18 protein-coding genes and 1 pseudogene are annotated in these 19459 nt (G+C 64.2%); 14 read left to right on the forward strand and 5 right to left on the reverse strand.

Annotated elements, in window-relative coordinates; all coding sequences use genetic code 11:
- Positions 1-29 precede the first annotated feature (29 nt).
- The 3 genes from ACTHN9_RS12360 (at position 30) to ACTHN9_RS12370 (ending at position 2542) form a co-directional block, all read left to right on the forward strand.
- The gene (locus ACTHN9_RS12360; RefSeq protein ID WP_440537054.1) at positions 30-656 is read left to right on the forward strand and encodes an alpha/beta hydrolase; all 627 of its coding nucleotides are present in this window, start codon (positions 30-32) and stop codon (positions 654-656) included.
- 364 nt (positions 657-1020) lie between these two features.
- The gene (locus ACTHN9_RS12365; protein ID WP_440537055.1) at positions 1021-2259 is read left to right on the forward strand and encodes a D-alanyl-D-alanine carboxypeptidase family protein; all 1239 of its coding nucleotides are present in this window, start codon (positions 1021-1023) and stop codon (positions 2257-2259) included.
- 13 nt (positions 2260-2272) lie between these two features.
- A complete protein-coding gene (locus ACTHN9_RS12370) occupies positions 2273-2542 on the forward strand; it encodes a DUF493 family protein (protein ID WP_440537056.1) in 270 nt (89 codons plus the stop codon).
- Here the strand turns inward: ACTHN9_RS12370 and ACTHN9_RS12375 are convergent.
- Positions 2526-3440 carry a transcriptional regulator GcvA gene (locus tag ACTHN9_RS12375; RefSeq protein WP_440537057.1) on the reverse strand — a complete coding sequence of 305 codons (915 nt, stop codon included), beginning with the start codon at positions 3438-3440 and terminating at the stop codon, positions 2526-2528. The genes ACTHN9_RS12370 and ACTHN9_RS12375 overlap by 17 nt on opposite strands.
- 121 nt (positions 3441-3561) lie before the next feature.
- On the opposite strand from ACTHN9_RS12375, the gene ACTHN9_RS12380 reads away from it, so the two are divergent.
- The 3 genes from ACTHN9_RS12380 (at position 3562) to lipA (ending at position 5782) form a co-directional block, all read left to right on the forward strand.
- Complete coding sequence (locus ACTHN9_RS12380; RefSeq protein WP_440537058.1) at positions 3562-3885, forward strand: DUF2917 domain-containing protein; 324 nt, start codon at positions 3562-3564, stop codon at positions 3883-3885.
- A 105-nt stretch (positions 3886-3990) separates the two neighbouring features.
- Complete coding sequence (gene lipB / locus ACTHN9_RS12385) at positions 3991-4782, forward strand: lipoyl(octanoyl) transferase LipB (RefSeq protein ID WP_440537059.1); 792 nt, start codon at positions 3991-3993, stop codon at positions 4780-4782.
- The gene (gene lipA / locus ACTHN9_RS12390) at positions 4775-5782 is read left to right on the forward strand and encodes a lipoyl synthase (protein ID WP_440537060.1); all 1008 of its coding nucleotides are present in this window, start codon (positions 4775-4777) and stop codon (positions 5780-5782) included. The genes lipB and lipA overlap by 8 nt, the downstream gene beginning before the upstream one ends.
- A 106-nt stretch (positions 5783-5888) precedes the next feature.
- On the opposite strand, the gene ACTHN9_RS12395 is transcribed toward lipA, so the two are convergent.
- Positions 5889-6179 (reverse strand): BrnA antitoxin family protein, encoded by a 291-nt coding sequence (locus ACTHN9_RS12395; RefSeq protein WP_440537061.1) that lies wholly within the window; start codon positions 6177-6179, stop codon positions 5889-5891.
- 267 nt (positions 6180-6446) lie between these two features.
- Here ACTHN9_RS12395 and ACTHN9_RS12400 point away from each other — a divergent pair, with 267 nt between their 5' ends.
- The 3 genes from ACTHN9_RS12400 (at position 6447) to ACTHN9_RS12410 (ending at position 11192) form a co-directional block, all read left to right on the forward strand.
- Positions 6447-7754: a dicarboxylate/amino acid:cation symporter gene (locus ACTHN9_RS12400; protein ID WP_440537062.1), complete on the forward strand. Its 1308-nt coding sequence runs from the start codon at positions 6447-6449 to the stop codon at positions 7752-7754.
- Positions 7755-7825: 71 nt separating this feature from the next.
- Positions 7826-9784: an ATP-binding protein gene (locus ACTHN9_RS12405; RefSeq protein WP_440537063.1), complete on the forward strand. Its 1959-nt coding sequence runs from the start codon at positions 7826-7828 to the stop codon at positions 9782-9784.
- Positions 9785-9812: 28 nt separating this feature from the next.
- Positions 9813-11192 (forward strand): sigma-54-dependent transcriptional regulator, encoded by a 1380-nt coding sequence (locus tag ACTHN9_RS12410; RefSeq protein ID WP_440537064.1) that lies wholly within the window; start codon positions 9813-9815, stop codon positions 11190-11192.
- Between the two features lie 52 nt (positions 11193-11244).
- Here the strand turns inward: ACTHN9_RS12410 and ACTHN9_RS12415 are convergent, their stop codons facing one another.
- Positions 11245-11775 (reverse strand): TlpA disulfide reductase family protein, encoded by a 531-nt coding sequence (locus tag ACTHN9_RS12415; RefSeq protein WP_440537065.1) that lies wholly within the window; start codon positions 11773-11775, stop codon positions 11245-11247.
- 320 nt (positions 11776-12095) lie between these two features.
- Here ACTHN9_RS12415 and ACTHN9_RS12420 point away from each other — a divergent pair, with 320 nt between their 5' ends.
- Positions 12096-12635, forward strand: a complete 540-nt coding sequence (locus ACTHN9_RS12420; protein WP_440537066.1) for a hypothetical protein — start codon at positions 12096-12098, stop codon at positions 12633-12635.
- Between the two features lie 495 nt (positions 12636-13130).
- On the opposite strand, the gene ACTHN9_RS12425 is transcribed toward ACTHN9_RS12420, so the two are convergent.
- Positions 13131-14807, reverse strand: a complete 1677-nt coding sequence (locus ACTHN9_RS12425; protein WP_440537067.1) for a YifB family Mg chelatase-like AAA ATPase — start codon at positions 14805-14807, stop codon at positions 13131-13133.
- 288 nt (positions 14808-15095) lie between these two features.
- Between ACTHN9_RS12425 and ACTHN9_RS12430 the strand changes: the two genes are divergently transcribed.
- On the forward strand, positions 15096-16235 hold the full coding sequence (locus ACTHN9_RS12430; protein WP_440537068.1) for a helix-turn-helix domain-containing protein: 1140 nt from the start codon (positions 15096-15098) through the stop codon (positions 16233-16235).
- Positions 16232-16336, forward strand: a pseudogene (locus tag ACTHN9_RS12435) (GSU2403 family nucleotidyltransferase fold protein); the annotation flags it as partial. The gene ACTHN9_RS12430 and the pseudogene ACTHN9_RS12435, both read left to right, overlap by 4 nt.
- Positions 16337-16620: 284 nt before the next feature.
- On the opposite strand, the gene ACTHN9_RS12440 reads toward ACTHN9_RS12435, so the two are convergent.
- The gene (locus tag ACTHN9_RS12440) at positions 16621-16875 is read right to left on the reverse strand and encodes an accessory factor UbiK family protein (protein WP_440537069.1); all 255 of its coding nucleotides are present in this window, start codon (positions 16873-16875) and stop codon (positions 16621-16623) included.
- Between the two features lie 377 nt (positions 16876-17252).
- On the opposite strand from ACTHN9_RS12440, the gene ACTHN9_RS12445 reads away from it, so the two are divergent.
- Together ACTHN9_RS12445 and ACTHN9_RS12450 are read left to right on the forward strand one after the other, a co-directional pair.
- Positions 17253-17591 (forward strand): P-II family nitrogen regulator, encoded by a 339-nt coding sequence (locus ACTHN9_RS12445; protein WP_027795982.1) that lies wholly within the window; start codon positions 17253-17255, stop codon positions 17589-17591.
- Between the two features lie 44 nt (positions 17592-17635).
- Entirely contained in the window at positions 17636-19078 is a 1443-nt protein-coding gene (locus tag ACTHN9_RS12450) for an ammonium transporter (protein WP_440537070.1), read from the forward strand.
- The last annotated feature ends 381 nt before the right edge of the window (positions 19079-19459 follow it).

The following is a 19459-nucleotide window of genomic DNA, read 5'->3' on the forward strand; positions in this document are numbered from 1 at the left end:
ATCCAACGGGCTTTTGCGAAGCGTCATCCATGAACGTTCACACGAAGAAATTTCTCATCGACGGTCCCGTCGGAAAGATCGAAGTCGCACTCGACGAGCCGGATGGGACGGTGCGCGGCATTGCGCTCGTGGCCCATCCGCATCCGCTGTTCGGCGGCTCGATGGACAACAAAGTGGCGGTGACGCTCGCCCGTACGCTCGTGCAGCTCGGCTACGCGACCTATCGCTCGAATTTTCGCGGCGTGGGGCAGACCGAAGGCCAGTACGACGAGGGGATCGGCGAGCGCGAGGATCTGCTTGCGTTGCTCGAGCATATGCGCGCGCAGCCGGGGCACGCATCGGTGCCGCTCGTGCTGGCGGGTTTTTCGTTCGGCACGGCCGTCGTGTCGCACGTCGCGCGCAGGCTGGCCGAGCGCGGCCAAAGCGTCGAGCGGATGGTGTTCGTCGGCACGGCCGCCAGCCGCTTCGACATCGCCGCGGTGCCGGAGAACACGCTCGTCGTTCACGGCGAGCAGGACGAGACGGTCCCGATCGCCTCCGTGTTCGACTGGGCTCGCCCGCAGGAGCTACCCGTCGTCGTGATTCCTGGCGCGGAGCACTTTCTCCATCGCAAGCTGCATATCTTGAAACGTATCGTGCTCGATGCCTGGCGTTGAGCGGGCATCCGACTGACGAATCGGCGCGCGGCGAGGCCCGCGAGGCGGGGCTCCACGCGGCAGACCGCGTGCGGCCGCACCGACAAAAACGCATTTTCGAGAAGACGTGCCGCGTATAATGGGCGCAAATTTTTTTCGCACCGTCCCATCTAGGAGGCCCTGCCCGATGCTTTTCGGGTAGCCTTTGCGGCCTACGCGAGCGAATCGAGCGAACCGAATCGTGCGTAGCCGGTCCAATGGGCGCCGTGCCGGCGCGGCGCTCGTTTCATCGTGCGCCGCGAAGGGCGGCGAGAACCGCCGATGGGCGGCCGGCACTTCCCGATCGCGCGCGTGGCGCGCGGCGCTTTTCTGCACGAATCGATCTATGCGTTCCTCCTCGCTCTGCTTCCCGTCGCTTGTCTCGTCTTTCGTTCCCTCTTCGTTGCAGCGTACCGCGCCGATCGCCGCGCTCGTCGCCGCAACGCTCGTCGCGGGCGCCGCTTACGCGCCCGCCGCGCAGGCGCAGGTGCCGCCACCGGCCGTGACGGCCAAGTCCTGGGTGCTCGTCGACGCGACGAGCAATCAAGTGCTCGCATCGGGCAATGCCGACGAGCGCGTCGAACCGGCCTCGCTCACGAAATTGATGACGGCCTACCTCGTCTTCGAAGCCTTGCAGACGAAAAAGATTTCGATGGATCAGGTCGTGACCCCGAGCGATGCGGTACGCCGGGTGAAAAACGACGAATCGCGCATGTTCATCGAAGCCGAGAAGCCTGTCACCGTGCACGACCTCGTCTACGGCATGATCATTCAGTCGGGCAACGACGCGGCGATCGCCCTGGCCGAGCTTGTCGGCGGCAGCGAGGCGCATTTCGTCGAGATGATGAACGCGGAAGCGCAACGGCTCGGCATGAAGGGCACGCACTATGCCGACGTGAACGGCATGCCGTCGCCGGGGCACTACACGACGGCCGGCGACCTCGCCGTGCTCTCGGCCCATCTGATTCGCGATTTCCCCGAGTACTACAGCATCTTCTCGGTGAAGGAATTCACGTACAACAAGATCAAGCAGCCGAACCGCAACCGGCTGCTCTGGATCGATCCGACGGTCGACGGCTTGAAGACGGGCCTTACGCAAGCGGCCGGCTACTGCCTGATCGCCTCGGCCAAGCGGCCTTTGCCGGGCGTGGCCGATGCTTCGCGCCGTCTCGTCAGCGTGATGATGGGCGAGGATAAAGAGCACGAGCGCGTGCAAGACAGCATGAAAATGCTGAACTACGGCTATTCGGCCTATGACACCGTGCGTCTGTTCAAGGCGAACCAAAGCGTGCAAACGCCGCGCGTGTACAAGGGCGCGGCGAACAGCGTGCAAGTGGGCGTGAAGAGCGACCAATACATCACCGTGCCGCGCGGCATGGGCGACAAGATCAAGCCGCAATTCGTGCTGAACGAGCCGCTCGTGGCGCCGATCGCGAACGGTCAGCAAGTGGGGATGGTGCAAATCGTCGCCGACGGCAAGACGCTCACGCAGTTCCCGGTCGTCGCCTTGCAGGCGGTGCCGCAAGCGGGCATCGGCGGTCGCGTGTGGGATTCGCTCTTGCTGATGTTCGGCAAGAAGAAGTAACGGAGAGATGATCGTGAGCCCGGTGAACGAATCCTTATTCGAGTTTCCTTGCGACTTTCCCATCAAGGTCATGGGCAAGGCGCATCCCGACTTCACCGAGACCGTCGTGAGCGTCGTGCGGCAATTCGATGCGAGCTTCGATGCGACACGCGTGGAGATTCGGCCCTCGAGCGGGGGCAATTACACGGGGTTGACCGTGACGGTGCGGGCGCACAGCCGTGAGCAGCTCGACGAGATCTATCGGGCCCTCACCGGGCATCCGATGGTCAAGGTTGTGCTGTGAACTGCGCGCGAAAGCGCGCCATCTCGCCCATCAACCAAGTGCGAAACGCCTGAACGCGCCCGCTGGCCAGCAGCGGAGCCGGGCAGACGAACCAATACGACGACTTGCTTCGCGCGTCGATCTCGAATAAGCGCACGAGCCGCCCGGTGGCGAGTTCGTGCGTCGCGATCGAGCGGCGCACGAGCGCGATGCCTTGTCCGTCGACGGCAGCCTGCAGCAAATTCGACGAATCTTGATACAGCACGCCGCGTCGCGGCTCGGGCACGGTCCCGAGCCCGGCCGCCTCGAACCACACTTTCCACATTTGATCGTCCGAGCGCAGTAGGCGTGGCGATGCCGCCAATTCGGCCGGCGTCATGGGCAGCGCGCCGCCGTTGAAGGTCGGTGCGCAGACGGGGAACGACACTTCGTCGAGCAGCGGCTCGACGTGCAGATCCGGGTAGGGGCCGATGCCGAAGCGAATGGCCACGTCCACATCCTCCCGCGTGAAATCGGTCAGGGCGTTCGTCGACAACAATTCCAGGTCGATCTCGGGATGGCGCTCGATGAATCGGCCGATCCGCGGCGTGATCCAGCGCGCGGAGAAGGACGACGCCGACGAAACCACGAGCCGCCTGGCGCGCTGGCCCTCGCGTACCTCGCGCGTCGCATCGGCGAGCGCCATTAGGGCTGCCCGCACGTCCTTGGCATAGCGGCAACCCACGTCCGTCAATCGCACGCGTTTGCCTTCGCGCGAAAACAGCGGCGTGCCGAGTTCGTCTTCGAGCGCCCGAATTTGGTGGCTGACGGCGCCGTGGGTGACGAATAGCTCGTCCGCCGCGCGCGAGAAGCTTTCGTGGCGCGCGGCGGCTTCGAAGGTCCTCAATGCATTGAGCATGGGCAGCTGTCGCAGATCCACGGTGCCTTTTCTCGATTCGCTTGTTAGTTTTTCTCACATGATCGTGAGAATTGATCGTTTTGTCGATTGCCTTGGCGTGCCTACGATTGTAGCCACGGAGCAACTTTTTGGCGGAACGATCATGCGACAAATTTCCTCAAGTATCACGTTCGAAATCGCCCCCGGCGAAACGCTGTCGATGATGGTGGCTCACAGCACGCGCTTGTCGGTCCATGGTGCGCCGGTGTGGGTAACGCGCAGCAACGACGTCGAAGATTATTGGCTGGCGTCCGGCAGATCCCTTCGCTTGCGTCCCGGCGAGCGGCTGTGGCTTAGCGCGGAAGGCACCGAGGCGGCACGGGTGGCGTTCGTCGCACCGCTTTCGCGCGCATCGATGCTGGCCGACGTGTCCCGTGCGCTATCCGACTGGTGGGGCGCGCGCCGCAACGGTTGGCGTACCGTTTGAGGGCAAGCCTTAAGCCGGAGCCTGCGGAATCGGGCTTGATTTGACGCAAGCGCTCGTCCGTCGGCTCGGGCGCGCCGATCCCGATTCCGGTAAACTGCGGCCATCATGTATGCCGCATTGTCTTTATCGTCCGCCCCTCCGCTATCGTCTTCCTCGGATGAGGCGCCCCAGGGCGCGGGTTCAAGCGGCGCCGCCGCGCTCGATGCCCCGTTGGCGGATTTGACGCCGATCGTTCGCCGGCAAGGCTTGGTGCCCTACGAAGTCAGCTTCGACGCCATGCGCGCGTTCACCGAAGCGCGCACGGCCGATACGCCGGACGAAATCTGGCTCGTCGAACATCCGCCCGTGTTCACGCTGGGTCAGGCGGGCGACCCCGCTCATTTGCTGGCGGCCGATCCGGCGATTCCGCTCGTGAAAGTCGACCGCGGCGGTCAAATCACCTATCACGGCCCGGGACAAGTCGTCGCCTACCTGTTGCTCGACCTGCGCCGGCGCAAGCTCATGGTGCGCGAAATGGTGACGCTGATCGAGCAAGCCGTGATCGATACCCTCGCGGCGTATAATCTCGCGGGCGAGCGTCGGCCTGGCGCGCCCGGCATCTATGTGGCGCCCGGCGCGGGCGCGCTCGGGCACGAAGGCGCGAAGGTCGCCGCGCTCGGCCTGAAAATCCGCAACGGATGCAGCTATCACGGCGTAAGTCTGAACGTAAGGATGGACTTGCGGCCGTTTCTCGCGATCAACCCGTGCGGCTACGCGGGCCTGGAGACAGTCGACATGGCGACGCTCGGCGTCGCTTGCGGCTGGCACGAAGTGGCCGAAACCCTGGCGGCACGGCTCGCCGCGAACCTCGGCGGCGCGCTTGGCGCACGCTCATCGACTGGATCACCGAATGACTGACGTTACCGCTCAACCCAGCGGCGCCTCCGACGCGCCCCAAGTCGCTCCCGCGTACGACGCTACTGCCAAGCAAAAGGCGCAAGCGAAGACGGCGCGTATTCCGATCAAGATCGTCCCGGTCGAGAAGCTGAAAAAGCCCGAATGGATTCGGGTGAAGGCGGCAACGGGCAGTTCGCGTTTTTCGGAGATCAAGCAGATCCTGCGCGAACACAACTTGCATACGGTCTGCGAAGAGGCGAGCTGTCCGAACATCGGCGAGTGTTTCGGCAAGGGCACGGCCACGTTCATGATCATGGGCGACAAATGCACGCGCCGCTGCCCGTTCTGCGACGTCGGCCATGGCCGGCCCGATCCGCTCGACACCGAAGAGCCGGGCAACCTCGCGCGGACGATCGCGGCGCTCAAGCTCAAATACGTCGTGATCACGAGCGTCGATCGCGACGATCTGCGCGACGGCGGGGCGGGGCATTTCGTCGAATGTATTCGGCAAGTGCGCGAGCACTCGCCTGCCACGCGCATCGAAATCCTGACGCCCGATTTCCGTGGCCGTCTCGACCGTGCGCTCGAGATCCTGAACGCCGCGCCGCCGGACGTCATGAACCACAACCTCGAAACGGTGCCGCGTCTGTACAAGGAAGCGCGCCCAGGGTCCGATTATGCGCACTCGCTCAAGCTGCTGAAGGATTTCAAGGCGCTGCATCCGGACGTGCCGACGAAGTCGGGCATCATGGTGGGCCTCGGCGAGACGGAAGAAGAGATCTTGCAAGTGATGCGCGATCTGCGTGCGCACGATGTCGATATGCTGACGATCGGCCAGTATCTGCAGCCGTCGGAACACCATCTGCCCGTGCGCGCCTACGTGCACCCCGATACGTTCAAGATGTACGAGGAAGAGGCCTATAAGATGGGCTTCACGCATGCGGCCGTGGGTGCGATGGTGCGCTCGAGCTACCACGCCGATCAACAAGCGCACGACGCGGGCGTGGAAGGCGTGGTTTGATGTCTCCGGCTGTGCGCCGTTAAGCTTTTCGGCCTGCTGCCTGCGCGGCGGCGCGATCGGTTCGGATGATCGGTCGCGCCGCCGCGTTTTCGTTTGGCTTCGGGGTTCAAAGCATCCCGTTCGATTTCGCGTAATCGCGCAGTGCATCGTTGATACGCGTCTGCCACCCAGCACCTTGTGCTCTATACGCCTCCACCACATCGGGGTCGATCCGTAACTTCAGGGCGACTTTTGCATGCACGGATTTGGGGCGCCCGCGACGCTTAAGAATTTGTTCGGCGACCTCTACGCCGAACAGTTCGGGAAGCACGGCTTGCGCCGGACGTGCCCGCGCAAACTCAGGCTCGCCCCAGGCCGGATTGTCATCCCTCAGTTTATTCAAATTTCGCTTGCTCATATCGGTCGGCAACCACTTATTTGTACCCCCAGCAAACGCATTCCGCCGAAACGCACTGGAGATTCAGACCGATTCACGTTTCCAGCCAACCGGACGGCTGCTCTCCGACATTCCGGGAAGCTGGACGCCGGGCGCTGCCTTTGACGGGAAACATCAAAAAAATCAAAGAGATAGTTGGTGTCTCGCACTGGCATTGACCTTGCAATCGATGGACCCCACGAACGGCCGCCTCGGCCGATCGATTCATTCCTAAGCTGGGAGACAACGATGCGTCCTCTGAAGAAACCCTTCTATCGAATCCTCTATCTGCAGGTGATTGCGGCGATCATCGCCGGCATCGCGCTCGGTCATTTTTCGAGCGCGCTCGCGATCGACATGAAACCGCTCGGGGACGCATTCATCAACCTCGTGAAGATGGTGATCGGCCCGATCATCTTCTGTACGGTGGTCACCGGCATCGCCGGCATGGAAGACATGAAGAAGGTCGGCCGCGTAGGCGGCAAGGCGCTGCTCTACTTCGAGGTCATCTCCACCTTCGCGCTGCTGCTCGGCCTCATCGCCACGCACGTCCTGAAACCGGGCGCGGGCTTCAACGTCGACGTGAATACGCTCGACGGCAAGGCCGTGGCGTCGTACGCGGCGAAAGCGCACGGTCAAAGCGCCGTCGATTTCTTCATGCACATCATCCCGCACACGATGATCGACGCCTTCGCGCAAGGCGAGATTTTGCAGATCTTGCTGATCGCCTTGCTCTTCGGCAGCGTGCTCGCGACGATCGGCGAGCGCGGCAAACCCGTAACCGAATTCATCGAAAGCGTCTCGCAAGTGCTGTTCGGCATCGTGCGCATCGTGACGAAGCTCGCACCGATCGGCGCGTTCGGCGCGATGGCCTTCACGATCGGCAAGTACGGCGTCGGCTCGCTGCTGCCGCTCATGAAGTTGATCGGCACGTTCTACCTGACGTCGATCGTCTTCGTGCTCGTCGTACTCGGTACCGTCGCTCGCCTCGTCGGCTTCAACATCGTTCGGTTCGTGGCGTACATCAAGGAGGAAATGCTGATCGTCCTCGGGACGAGTTCGTCGGAAGCCGCGTTGCCGCAACTGATGGGCAAGCTCGAAAAGCTCGGATGCTCGCGGTCGGTCGTCGGCCTCGTCGTGCCCACGGGCTACTCGTTCAACCTCGACGGCACGAACATCTATATGACGATGGCCGTGCTGTTCATCGCGCAGGCGACGAACACCGACCTTACGCTGATGCAACAGCTCACGCTGATCGCCGTGGCCATGCTGACCTCCAAGGGCGCGAGCGGCGTGACGGGCGCCGGCTTCATCACGCTGGCCGCCACGCTCGCCGTGGTGCCGACGATCCCGCTTTCGGGCATGGTGCTGATTCTCGGTATCGACCGGTTCATGAGCGAATGCCGCGCGCTGACGAATATCGTCGGCAACGGCGTGGCGGCTGTCGTCGTCTCGGCTTGGGAGAAGGAACTCGATCGCACGAAGCTGAACGCGCAATTGGGCCGTGGCGGTGCGGCGGTCGAAGCCGACGCGCAGACGAATAGCGCGGGCGTCTGACGCTCGGCGGCGCCAGGGCGATCGACGGGCTATGCCACAATAGGTCACGCTTTTGCCCGGAATCCGTCAACGTGACGCGTCGCCTCATTGTCGTTCTCGCGCTTGCCTCGGTGCTGCTCGCCGTGTGCGCCGCCACTTGGCATTTCGCCTGGCGGCGCGGGATCGACGTCTTACAGCGCCAGGCCGCCGCCCGCGCCGGCCGCACGGCTGGCGCGCTCAGCGACACGCTCGAGCGCTACGAATCGCTGTCCTACCTCGTGGCGAGCCATCCTGTCGTAGCCGAAGCGCTGGACACCGGCTCGCCCGATGCCATCGCGCGGGCCAACCGCTACCTCGAAGACGCGAATGCGCACGTGCATGCCGACGTCACCTATATCATCCGCGCCGACGGCCTATGTTTGGCCGCCAGCAATTGGGATCGCGCGGACAGCTTCGTGGGCTCGCAATACCGCTTTCGTCCGTATTTCGTCGATGCGATGGCCTCGCACGTGGGGCGCTTCTTCGGCATCGGTACCGTCTCGCACGTGCCGGGCTACTATCTCTCGCAACCGGTTCGCCGCGGTGACCGGATCGTCGGCGCAGCCGTCCTAAAGCTCAACCTCGAAGGGTTTCCCGGGACGGATTCGAGCGAGCCGGTACTGGTCGCCGATAGACACGGCGTGATTTTTCTTTCGTCGGTGCAGGCGTGGAAATATCGCTCGGTGCGCGATCTGCCGCTCGCCGTCGTGGCTGCCATCGACGAGACGCGACAGTATGCCGGGGCCCAGATCACGACATTGCCGATGGCACCGGTGCGCGCGCTCGATACGCCCGATGCTCGGATCGTGCGAATCGGCACGCACGCACCTTCGCCGTACTACTTGCTGACACGGCGCACTGTCCATGGGCCAGAGTGGCAGTTGATGACGCTCGCTCCCGTGGGCTCGGTCATCGACGACGCGCGCAACGCCACGGCCGCCGCCGGCTTCGGTTTCATTTCGCTGTGCTTGCTTGCGTTTTACTGGCGCGTACGGCGGGCCCGCGCCCGCGATCGCGAAGCCGGGCGGGCCAGGCTGCAGGCCGCCTACGCCGAGCTGAACCGGCGCGTGGAGGAACGGACGGCCGATTTGTCGGCCGCCAACGCGCAACTGCAAACCGAAGTGGCCGAGCGCACGCGTGCGGAAAGCGAACTGCGCGCGGCGCACGCGGAACTGCTTCAGACGAGCAAGCTCGCCGCACTAGGGCAAATGGCTGCCGGCATCACGCACGAACTCAATCAACCGCTCGCGGCGTTGCGTACGTTTTCGGACAACACGCGCGTCTTGATCGAGCGAGGGGCGCTGCCTGCTGCGCGCGAAAATCTCGAAGCGATCGGCGCGCTCACCGAGCGTATGGGCAAGATTACCAATCAGCTGAAATTGTTCGTCGGCCGTGCGCAACCGAGCAATGCGTGCTCGCCGCTCGCACGGGCGTTGCGCAATGCGTTGCAAGTGCTGCAAGAGCGGCTGCAGCGCGTGTCGCTCGAGGTCCGCGTGCGCGAGGTTCCAAGCCTGGCCGATCCGCAGCTGCCCGCAGCGTCGGAACACGCGGAGCCGCGGCGCGAGCAACTCAAGTACCGTCCGTTGGACTTGAACGCCGATCATCCCGCGCTCGCCGTTTACTGCGACGGCCTGCGTCTCGAACAGGCGCTCATCAATTTGATCGGCAACGCGCTGGATGCACTCGAGCCCGTGGCCGCGGCGCGCCTGTCGATCGATATCGACCTGGGCGGCGACGCGCTCGCGCTCGCTGTGCGCGACAATGGGCCCGGCATTCCAGCCGAGGCGATGTCCAAGCTTTTCGAGCCGTTCTTTACGACGAAGGGGGCGGGCAAGGGCCTCGGCCTCGGTTTGGCGATCGCTTCCTCGATCGCGCGCGATTGCGGCGGCTCGCTCGTCGCTCGCAACGAAGCGGGCGGCGGCGCGGCGTTCGTGCTGACCTTGCGGCGCGCGGCCTCGCCGGCGGCGGCGCCGGCCGCCGTGGGGCAGCGCGACGCCGGCGCTTCGAGCTAGCACTGCGCGCGAACTTCTCAGGCAAACCATGAACTCGACCGCGACGACGGATAACCTACAAGTTCTCTTCATCGAGGACGACGAACTCGTGCGTCGTGCAAGCGTCCAGAGCTTGCAACTGGCGGGGTTCGCCGTCAGCGGCTATGGCTCGGTGGAGGAGGCGAGCGGCGTGCTCGATCTGCTCGACGAGCGTTTCGCCGGCATCGTCGTGAGCGACGTCCGCCTGCCCGGCGCGAGCGGGCTCGACTTGCTCGGCGAGTGCCATCAGCGCGCGCCCGATGTCCCCGTCATCCTCGTTACTGGGCATGGCGACATCTCCATGGCTGTCCAGGCGATGCGCGACGGCGCTTACGATTTCGTCGAAAAGCCGTTTGCCGCGGAACGCCTCGTCGACACGGTACGCCGTGCGCTCGAGCGCCGGCGCCTAGTCCTCGAAAACGCCGCGCTGCGGCGCGAATTGGCCGCACGCGATGCGCTCGTGCCGCGCATCATCGGCCGCAGTCCCGCTATCGGGGAAGTGCGCCGGTTGATCGCCAATATCGCCCCGACGGACGCGCCCGTGCTGATCATCGGCGATACCGGAGCGGGCAAGGAACTGGTCGCGCGTAGCTTGCACGAACTGTCGCCGCGCCAGGCCAAGCCGTTCGTGGCAGTCAATTGCGGCGCATTGCCCGAATCGATGTTCGAGTCGGAAATGTTCGGCTATGAACCGGGCGCCTTCACGGGTGCGACGAAGCGTCGCATCGGCAAGCTCGAATACGCATCGGGCGGCACCGTCTTTCTCGACGAGATCGAGAGCATGCCGCCGGCGCTGCAAGTGAAGCTGCTGCGCGTGTTGCAGGAGGGCTCGCTCGAGCGCTTGGGTTCGAACCAGGCCGTGCGTGTCGATTTGCGCGTGATCGCCGCGGCCAAAGGCGACATGCAGGCGCTGGTCGCGGCCGGCACTTTCCGGCGCGATCTGCTGTATCGGCTGAATGTCGTGACGATCGACGTGCCGCCGCTGGTGGAGCGCCGCGAGGATATCGCCCCCCTGATCGAACACTTCATGCTCGAGGCCGCCGTTCGCTACGGGCGGCCCGCGCCGATACTGACGGCGCGCCAGCGTGCGGACCTGATGGCGCGAGACTGGCCCGGCAACGTGCGCGAGCTGCGCAACGCGGCCGATCGCATCGTGCTGGGCATCGAGGGCGCATCGGGCGACCGGGGGCACGGCGGTCAGCCGGCGCAATCGCTGAAGGAGCGTGTCGAGCAGTTCGAGCGGGCGGTGATTGCCGAAGTGCTCGATCAGCACGCCGGCGCCGTTTTAGCCGCGGCCGACGAGCTGCAGATCGGCAAGGCGACGCTTTACGAGAAGATCAAACGATACGGCCTCGCCGAGCGTGGCGAGGCCGGGAAGGAAGGGCACTAGGGCGTCTCGCCCGAGGTCGAGGCTCTACGCCGCGAGCGTGCGCTGCGCCGGCTCAGGCCGAGCCGAGTGCCTTTTGCAGAAGCTGATCGAGTTCGGCGAATTGCGGCTCGCCGACATAGCGCTTGAGAATCGTGCCGTTCTTGTCGACGACGAAGGTGGTCGGCGTCATTTGGACGTTGCCGAACTTCTTGGCCGCGGTGCCGTCATCCATCGCCACTTTGAACGGCAGTTTGCGCGTTTGGGTGTAATTGACGACGTACATCGGCGCGTCGTATTGCATCGCGACCGCGACGAACTCCAAGCCCTGGCCCTTATAGCGGTTGTAGGTGTCGACCATCTGCGGCATTTCCTTGATGCACGTTTCGCAGTCGGTCGCCCAGAAGTTCACGAGGTAGACCTTGCCTTTCAGGTCGGACGTGGACAGCTTCTGCCCGGACAACAGCGTGAAGGTTGCAGCGGGGACTTGCTGGCTGCGGCCGAACGTGAAGTAGGCGGCGATCGCAATCGCGACGGCCACGCAGGCGAAGGCGATATAGCGCAGCGAACTCGCGCGGCGGGCGGAAGAAGCGGGGGCTTGGCTCATGGTGACGACCTCATGCGGATCATCGCGCCCCGCTGGATGCGGGGGCTCGACGGCGGGCGGCCGGAGCAGGCGCGATTTTGCGTCGCTATTTTACCCATATTCGGAAAAGGGCGGCCGTCGGGCATGCGCAGGTGCACACGAACTCGCATGGCTCGTCGGCACCATGTCGGATAATCTCGCTTTCGGTCCCACACCATGTTTCGATTCCTTCGCCCTCTATGCGCTTTTGTTTTCCTTGTGCGCCCGCCTGGCGGCGTGCGTTTTCGCAGCGCCGTTCGTCGGCTTTAGTCGCTTCGCGCTCGCGCGCTCGTGCGACGAGCGTGGGCCGTCTTTCGTCGGTCGTGCTGCAAGCGTTGCTCGGCGTGGCACTCATCAGCGCTTGCTCCCCGGCCTACAACTGGCGGACGGTGTCCGATGCCGCCGAAGGCTACGCCATCGATCTGCCCGCCAAGCCGACCGTGGACGAACGGCAAGTGGCGATTGCCGGCCAAACCCTGCCGATGCATGTGCGTGCGGCCGAAACGCAGCACGTCGTGTTTGCGATCGCCGTCGTGGATTTGCCGCGCGACGATGCCGCCCTCGGCCAAACGGTGGCCGACGATTTGCGTCGCGCGCTCGCGCGCAATGTCAGCGCGTCGCCGGTCGAACACGCCGTGCAAGTTCCGCTTGCGACGGGGGCCGCCGTGCCGGGTGTCGATATCGTTGCGACGGGCGCGGCCGGCGATGCCCACCAGCAGCGCACCATCCACGCATGGATCGCCGTGCGCGGACGGCACGTCTACCAAGCGGCGATCATCGCCGCGCGCGTCCCGCCCCAGGATCAGTCCGACCAATTTTTCGGGTCGCTCAAGCTCGACTGACCTTTAGTCGCTCCTCGTGCGGCGAACGGCCGATGAAGAGGACAGTTGACGATCGCTCATACGAGTGAAGGTTTTGCCCCAAGAAAAGTCGCTAATCCACGGATTTCTTGTAGGTTTTCGAGCTATCCACAGACGCTGTGGATAAGTCTGTGGGGAAATCCCGCTTCGTCCGCCGGCAAGCCCATGGGATGGGCCTGTCGGCCGATTGATCACGCAAGCGGCATGGAGAAAAACTGTTGAAAATCAAAGGGATGTGGCGCATCCCTGCAACGTTGCTTTTAAACTGGCGTTACATGCCAGGAAAGCCTAAATTGTGCACAAGTCAAGTCTTGACAGCCAAAAAATTGGCTTCGATGGGATCGACGCGCCCGCTCGGAATACCTGGACAGCGATTGCCCCCTAATTTGGCATGACGCCACTTCAAATCGACGGACCCGAGCTTTCGCTCGTCGCGAGTTCGCCCTTCTAAGCGAGAAACCTTCAAAGCCGGACGCCTCAGGGGAGCGAAAACACGCGGCGATACTGAATGGCTTCGGCGACATGCTGCGCGGCGGGCATCGCGTCTGCCGCTAGATCGGCGATCGAGCGTGCCACCTTCAACACGCGGTAATAGGCGCGTGCCGACCACCGGAAGCGCTCGCCCGCTTCGCGCAGAAGCGCTTCGCCGGCGGCGTCCAATCGACAGACGTCGTCGACCTCGCGGCCGGAGAGTTCGCGATTGGTTTTTCCTTGTCGCTCGATCTGCCGCTCGCGGGCTGCCGCCACGCGCGCTGCGGCCATCGCGCTCGGCTCGCTCTTTTCGGCGGCGCGCGCGCTCAGTTCCGCTGGCGTGAGCGCCGGCAGCTCGATCTGAATATCGATGCGATCCACGAGCGGCCCCGACAGCTTGCGCAAATAGCGCGCAGCGACTTCGGGCGTGCAGCGGCAGCGCCCGCCGGGATCGCCGCGCCAGCCGCACGGACAGGGATTCATCGCGGCGACGAACTGGCAAGCGGCGGGAAAATCGACTTGTAGCGCGGCGCGCGACACCGTGATGCGGCCCACTTCCAGCGGTTCGCGCAGCATCTCGAGCACGTGACGATCGAATTCCGGCAACTCGTCGAGGAAGAGAACCCCGAGGTGAGCGAGCGTGATCTCGCCCGGCTGAGGCGGGTTGCGGCCGCCGACGCGCGCGGCTGCGCTCGACGAGTGGTGCGGCGCGCGAAACGGCCGTTGCCGCCATTGCGCCGGGGAAAAACCGAGCGTGCTGGCCGAGAGCAGGGCGGCGGAGCTGAGCGCTTCATCGTCCGTCATGGGCGGCAGCAAGCCCGGCAGCCGCGCCGCCAACATCGACTTGCCCGCACCCGGTGGCCCGACCATCAAGACGTGGTGGCCGCCGGCCGCCGCCACTTCGAGTGCGCGCCGTGCCCCGTGCTGGCCGATGACATCGGCCATATCCGGGGGCGCCGCCCTCGGCTCCGACGCGCCGGGGATGGGCGGGGCGATCGGCGTAAGACGGCCATTGCGCTCGCCCGATAAGTGCGCGCACAGCGAAGGCAGGTCCGACGCGCCGAAGACAGCCACGCCCGGCACCAACGCTGCCTCCTGCGCACTCGCCGCCGGTAAATACAACTCGGGCGGACGGCCTCGCGGTTCGCGCGAAGGGTCATGCAACGCGCTATCTGGCTTATCGGCTTGGGCGGCTTGGGCGGCTTGGGCGGCTTGGGCGGCTTGGGCGGCTTGGGCGGCTCGCGCGGTTAGCTGCGACGCCGGCTTCGCCTGCGCGTCTTTGCGACGGCTGCGTGCGGTGCCGCATGCCATCGCGAAGGCGCCGCGCATCGGACGCAGGGCCCCCGTCAGCGAAAGCTCGCCGGCAAACTCGCGCTCGCCGAGCGCGTCGTCGGGAATCTGCCCGCTTGCTGCGAGGATGCCGAGCGCGATCGGAAGATCGAAACGGCCCGATTCCTTCGGCAAATCGGCCGGCGCCAGATTGACGGTGATGCGGCGCACGGGAAAGTCGAACCCGCAGTTCTGCAGCGCGGCGCGGACGCGCTCGCGGCTTTCGCGCACCTCGAGATCGGGCAGGCCGACGATCGAAAACGACGGCAACCCGTTAGCCAGATGGACTTCGACGGTCACTTCAGGCGCGCGGCCAGCGGCCGGCGCGCGCGAGCGCACCACGGCAAGCGACATGGGTTCTCCTCAGAACCGGGCCGCCAAGATATCCGCGGCTCTTTCAGAAGGTGAGGACTGGTACGGTCCTCGGATTGCAATAGCTCGGTGCAGTGGCGATGGGTTCGCGCACGGCGCCGGGTGTCGCAATCACTGTAGCAACGTGGGATGCGTCCAGGGAGTCGCAGGGGGCATCGTTGGCCGTTCGGCCTACATGTACCAAAGCTTTTTGCTTGTCTCGAGCTAAGCGCACGGGTAACATGGCCGCGTTAATTAACATGGCCAACTGAAATGACATGGGCAAGTGATATGGACGACATACACTTCGCAACCGGAACTGCCGACCGCCTCGCGCGCCACTCGGTTCATGCGCTTTTCCAGAGCCATGAATGGGAAGTCCTTGAGACGGGCGAGGACGGCAAGGGTGGGGATTTCATTCTGACGAGCCCCCGTGGCCAGACGTATTGCGTCGTATTGAAGGCGCAGACCGAAGGGCGTGCCGATCGCGCGATCCCCCTATTCGCGCAGGCGCTGCTGGAGTCGCGCGCACGCGCGAGCGGACGGCACGACCGATCCCGCCCGGCTGTCATCCTCTGGGTGGGAGTCGCGTCGCAGGCTCTCGTCAGAAAGCTCGTGGACTTCCATAAGGAGTATGGGAGCGGTGAACCGTTCGCCATCCTTTCGGACGTGCCGCTGTACGCCGATTTCCCCGAACTGGAGGCTAAAGAGCAGCCGGCGAGCGTGCGGCGCAGCAGCCATTCGGCACCGCCGACGCTCGTTTTCTCCGACCTTGCCCAATGGATGCTTAAGCTCCTGCTGGCGGCCGACATCAAGCGCGAAGGCCTGATCAGTGCCCCGGTAAAGATGTACATGACGGCGACCGAGCTTGCGCGGGAAGCTCGTGTATCTGTCATGAGCGCCACACGCCTTATCAATGCCCTGAAAGAAGAGGGTATGGTCGAATGGGCACCCCATCTGCGGATCGTGCAGCGACGCAAGCTTGCGCAACGTTGGAAGGCGGCGTACATGAAACCGGCCGTTAGCGTGCCGATGAAATATCTCGCGGGCGGCATGCCCGAGGAGCAGCAGTTACGAAAGACGCTCAAGCGTGAAGAAGGGGCGACGCTGGGCCAGTTTGCGGCGGCCAACGCTCTGCACGTAGGGCACGTCCATGGCGCGACAACGGCCCTCTGGGTGCCCGATCTCGCAGCGGCTGAAGGATGGCGGGGACTGAAGCGTGCGCGCGAGGGCGAACGGCCGGATCTGATCTTGAAGCAGCACCCGTATCCGCAATCGCTGCTTCGCGGGCGCGTGATGCGTGACGGCGTCTGGGTGTCCGACATCATCCAGACATGGCTTGACGTCTCTGCTGAACCGACGCGCGGTGCGGAGCAGGCCGCCGAACTCGAGCACGGCGTTCTGGCAAAAGTAGTGGGAGAAAAAATGTGAGCGACTTGGCGGAATTCAGCAGACTTGCCGTGACCCTGGAGCCGTGGCGCACGCAGATTGTCTTCGTTGGCGGATGGGCATTCCGGCTCTATGGAATAGACGCTCCTTTTCGATTGAGGAGGGCGGTGCAGTTAGCACCCAACAACCAAAAACGACGGCAACCTATTCGCTAAATGAACTTCGACGGTCGCTTCGGGCGCGCGGCCAGCGGCCGGCCCGAGCGCTCCACGGCAAGCGACATGGGTTCTCACCGGATCGGACGGCACGCGAGCGGTGCCGTCACGCCGAGCCGGCCGGCGCGGCGGCCGGCCTTCAGCTCAACTGCCGTCGCGAGCCGAGCACTCGCTTGGCGATGAAGGTGCGCGCCGAGCCGGCGCAGCGAAGGCTAAGACTCTTGCGACGCAGCCAGACGCTGTTCGAGTTCCGCGACACGGCGTTCGAGTTCTTCGAGGCGCGTGCGGGTGCGAAGCAGCACTTGCGTTTGCGTATCGAATTCCTCGCGAGTAACGAGATCGAGCTTCGAGAAACCCTGCGAGAGCATGGCTTTCACATTGCGTTCGACGTCTTTCGCCGGCGAGTGCTTGAGCAGATCGCTCATGCGATTCTGAAAATCCTGAAATAAATCATTCGGTTGCTTCATGGTGGTTCCCCTTCGTTGCACAAAAAATGTGCAGCATTTCTCCCGACTTGCTCTGACGACGCGCGTGTGACCGAACTTGGTGCGTCCTAGAGCACACGCTTCGTGCACCGACGAGCGGCGTTGGTGCGTACCCGAATCCTGGGCGTGCGAACACTCTAGCAACGATCGAAGGGGCGCGCCAGCGCGGCAGCCCGGTTTTAGCCCTTCGGCCGGCCCCCCGTTAGACTCGCGCACCGCTTTGCCGATGCCGGCAGGCGCCGCATGGCACGACAGTTGCTTTTTCTGGCCGCACGAATCGGGGGCTCGCACCCGACGCCGATCGCAACACCGGCGCAGGCGCGCGGCAACACAGTTTTCGCAACGAAAAGAGGACTTTCATGAAGCTCATTACCGCAATCATCAAGCCGTTCAAGCTCGATGAGGCGCGCGAGGCGTTGTCGGCGATCGGCGTGTCGGGCATCACCGTCACGGAAGTGAAGGGTTTCGGACGCCAGAAAGGCCACACGGAACTCTATCGCGGCGCCGAATACGTCGTCGACTTCCTGCCGAAGGTCAAGATCGAGGCGGCCGTCTCGGACGACATCGTCGAACAGGCGATCGAAGCGATCGAACGCGCGGCCCGCACGGGCAAGATCGGCGACGGCAAGATCTTCGTCACGCCGATCGAGCAGGTTATTCGTATCCGCACCGGGGAAACGGGCGCCGACGCCCTGTAATTCGAAACCAAATTCGAAGATTTAGCGACAAGAGGAAACCGAAGATGCGCAAACTTTTGATGTCCTTGGCGATGGTCGCCACGCTGCTTGCGGGCAGCGTGGGTACCGCGCTCGCCGACGACGCGGCGTCGGCACCCGCCGCCACGTCCACGCCTGCGGCCGCAGCCCAGGCAAGCGCCGCCTCGGCGGCCGCTGCTCCCGACGCATCCGCTGCCGCCGCCGCGGCGGCCCCTGCCGCCCCGACCGCGCCGTACTCGGTCGACTCGTCCAAGATCAACTCGGGCGATACGGCTTGGATGCTGACATCCACCGCGCTCGTGCTGTTCATGACGATTCCCGGCCTGGCCCTATTCTACGGCGGCATGGTTCGCAAGAAGAACGTGCTGGCGACGGTGATGCAAAGCTTCGCGATCACCTGCGCCGTTACGGTGATCTGGACGGTGATCGGCTATAGCCTCGCTTTCACGCCGGGCAACGCCTTCATTGGCGGCTTCTCGCGCGTCATGCTGGCCGGGATGAACTACATCAAGGGCGACAAGGCGACGACGCTGACCGTGAGCCACTTGGCGACGACGATCCCCGAGTCGGTCTACTTCGTCTATCAAATGACGTTCGCGATCATCACGCCGGCACTGATCACGGGCGCATTCGCCGATCGCATGAAGTTCTCGGCGATGCTCGTATTCATGTCGGTCTGGTCGATCATCGTCTACTCGCCGATCGCCCACATGGTGTGGGAACCGACGGGCTGGCTCTCGTCCGCCGGCATTCTGGACTTCGCGGGCGGCACGGTCGTGCACATCAACGCCGGTATCGCGGGCCTCGTCTGCGCACTGGTGCTGGGCAAGCGCGTGGGCTACGGGCGCGAAGCGATGGCGCCGCACAACCTGGTGCTGACGCTGATGGGGGCCGCGATGCTGTGGGTGGGCTGGTTCGGCTTCAATGCGGGCTCCGCCGTGGCGGCCGACGGCCGTGCCGGCTTCGCGATGCTGACGACGCAAGTGGCGACCGCTTGCGCGGCGCTCGGCTGGATGTTCGTCGAGTGGATCACGAAGGGCAAGCCGTCCGCGCTGGGCATCGCGTCGGGCGCCGTGGCCGGCCTCGTGGCGATCACACCGGCGTCGGGCTACGTCGGTGTCGGCGGTGCGCTCGCGATCGGTTTCATCGCCGGTGCGGTCTGCTTCTGGTCGGCAACCTGGCTGAAGATGAAGCTCGGCTACGACGATTCGCTCGATTGCTTCGGCGTGCACGGCGTGGGCGGGATCATCGGCGCGCTGCTGACGGGCATCTTTGCCGTGAAGGACATCGGCGGCGCTGATGGCAGCCTGATTCTGCAAGCGAAGGGCGTGCTGACGACGCTCGTCTACAGCGGCGTGCTGAGCTACGTACTGCTCAAGATCATCGATCTTACGATCGGCCTGCGCGTGGCTGAAGAGGAAGAGCGCGAAGGCCTCGACGTGGTGCTGCACGGCGAGCACGTGGAGTAATCGACATCGGACGACGGGGCCGGGCGTTTGGGAAGCCGGTCTCGCGTCCAGCGATCCGAATCTTCAGATGATTCGGTCGATTCGGATTCAAGCACAGCGACTTTTGCCCGCCTTTACGGCGGGTTTTTTTGTTTACCGCCGCTGGTTCTTATCCTGGTCAGGGTGCCTGCTTATTGGCGGTAGTGGTCATAGCCGCTGGGGTGTCGGGGCCCGCTTCCGTCGAACGGCCTTTTACTCCTACAGCGGGCCCCGACACTGAAGTGCACCCCAAAAGTTGGACATCAATCCAACCTTTGGGGCGTTGTTCATGTTGAAATACGACGAGGAATTCAAGCTGCGGGTAGTCAAGACATACCTGCGCGGGCAGACCAGCTTTGGGGC

This window comes from Trinickia sp. (assembly GCF_051953405.1).
In the GTDB taxonomy this organism is placed as follows: domain Bacteria; phylum Pseudomonadota; class Gammaproteobacteria; order Burkholderiales; family Burkholderiaceae; genus Trinickia.

What these genes read in the sequence shown, in the direction of transcription:
- ACTHN9_RS12450 (WP_440537070.1), top strand. Translation starts at nt 17,636, where the DNA reads ATGCGCAAACTTTTGATGTCCTTGGCGATGGTCGCCACGCTGCTTGCG.
- ACTHN9_RS12360 (WP_440537054.1), top strand. Translation starts at nt 30, where the DNA reads ATGAACGTTCACACGAAGAAATTTCTCATCGACGGTCCCGTCGGAAAG.
- ACTHN9_RS12400 (WP_440537062.1), top strand. Translation starts at nt 6,447, where the DNA reads ATGCGTCCTCTGAAGAAACCCTTCTATCGAATCCTCTATCTGCAGGTG.
- lipB (WP_440537059.1), top strand. Translation starts at nt 3,991, where the DNA reads ATGTATGCCGCATTGTCTTTATCGTCCGCCCCTCCGCTATCGTCTTCC.
- ACTHN9_RS12425 (WP_440537067.1), bottom strand. Translation starts at nt 14,807, where the DNA reads ATGTCGCTTGCCGTGGTGCGCTCGCGCGCGCCGGCCGCTGGCCGCGCG.
- ACTHN9_RS12440 (WP_440537069.1), bottom strand. Translation starts at nt 16,875, where the DNA reads ATGAAGCAACCGAATGATTTATTTCAGGATTTTCAGAATCGCATGAGC.
- lipA (WP_440537060.1), top strand. Translation starts at nt 4,775, where the DNA reads ATGACTGACGTTACCGCTCAACCCAGCGGCGCCTCCGACGCGCCCCAA.
- ACTHN9_RS12365 (WP_440537055.1), top strand. Translation starts at nt 1,021, where the DNA reads ATGCGTTCCTCCTCGCTCTGCTTCCCGTCGCTTGTCTCGTCTTTCGTT.
- ACTHN9_RS12410 (WP_440537064.1), top strand. Translation starts at nt 9,813, where the DNA reads ATGAACTCGACCGCGACGACGGATAACCTACAAGTTCTCTTCATCGAG.
- ACTHN9_RS12395 (WP_440537061.1), bottom strand. Translation starts at nt 6,179, where the DNA reads ATGAGCAAGCGAAATTTGAATAAACTGAGGGATGACAATCCGGCCTGG.
- ACTHN9_RS12445 (WP_027795982.1), top strand. Translation starts at nt 17,253, where the DNA reads ATGAAGCTCATTACCGCAATCATCAAGCCGTTCAAGCTCGATGAGGCG.
- ACTHN9_RS12380 (WP_440537058.1), top strand. Translation starts at nt 3,562, where the DNA reads ATGCGACAAATTTCCTCAAGTATCACGTTCGAAATCGCCCCCGGCGAA.
- ACTHN9_RS12430 (WP_440537068.1), top strand. Translation starts at nt 15,096, where the DNA reads ATGGACGACATACACTTCGCAACCGGAACTGCCGACCGCCTCGCGCGC.
- ACTHN9_RS12415 (WP_440537065.1), bottom strand. Translation starts at nt 11,775, where the DNA reads ATGAGCCAAGCCCCCGCTTCTTCCGCCCGCCGCGCGAGTTCGCTGCGC.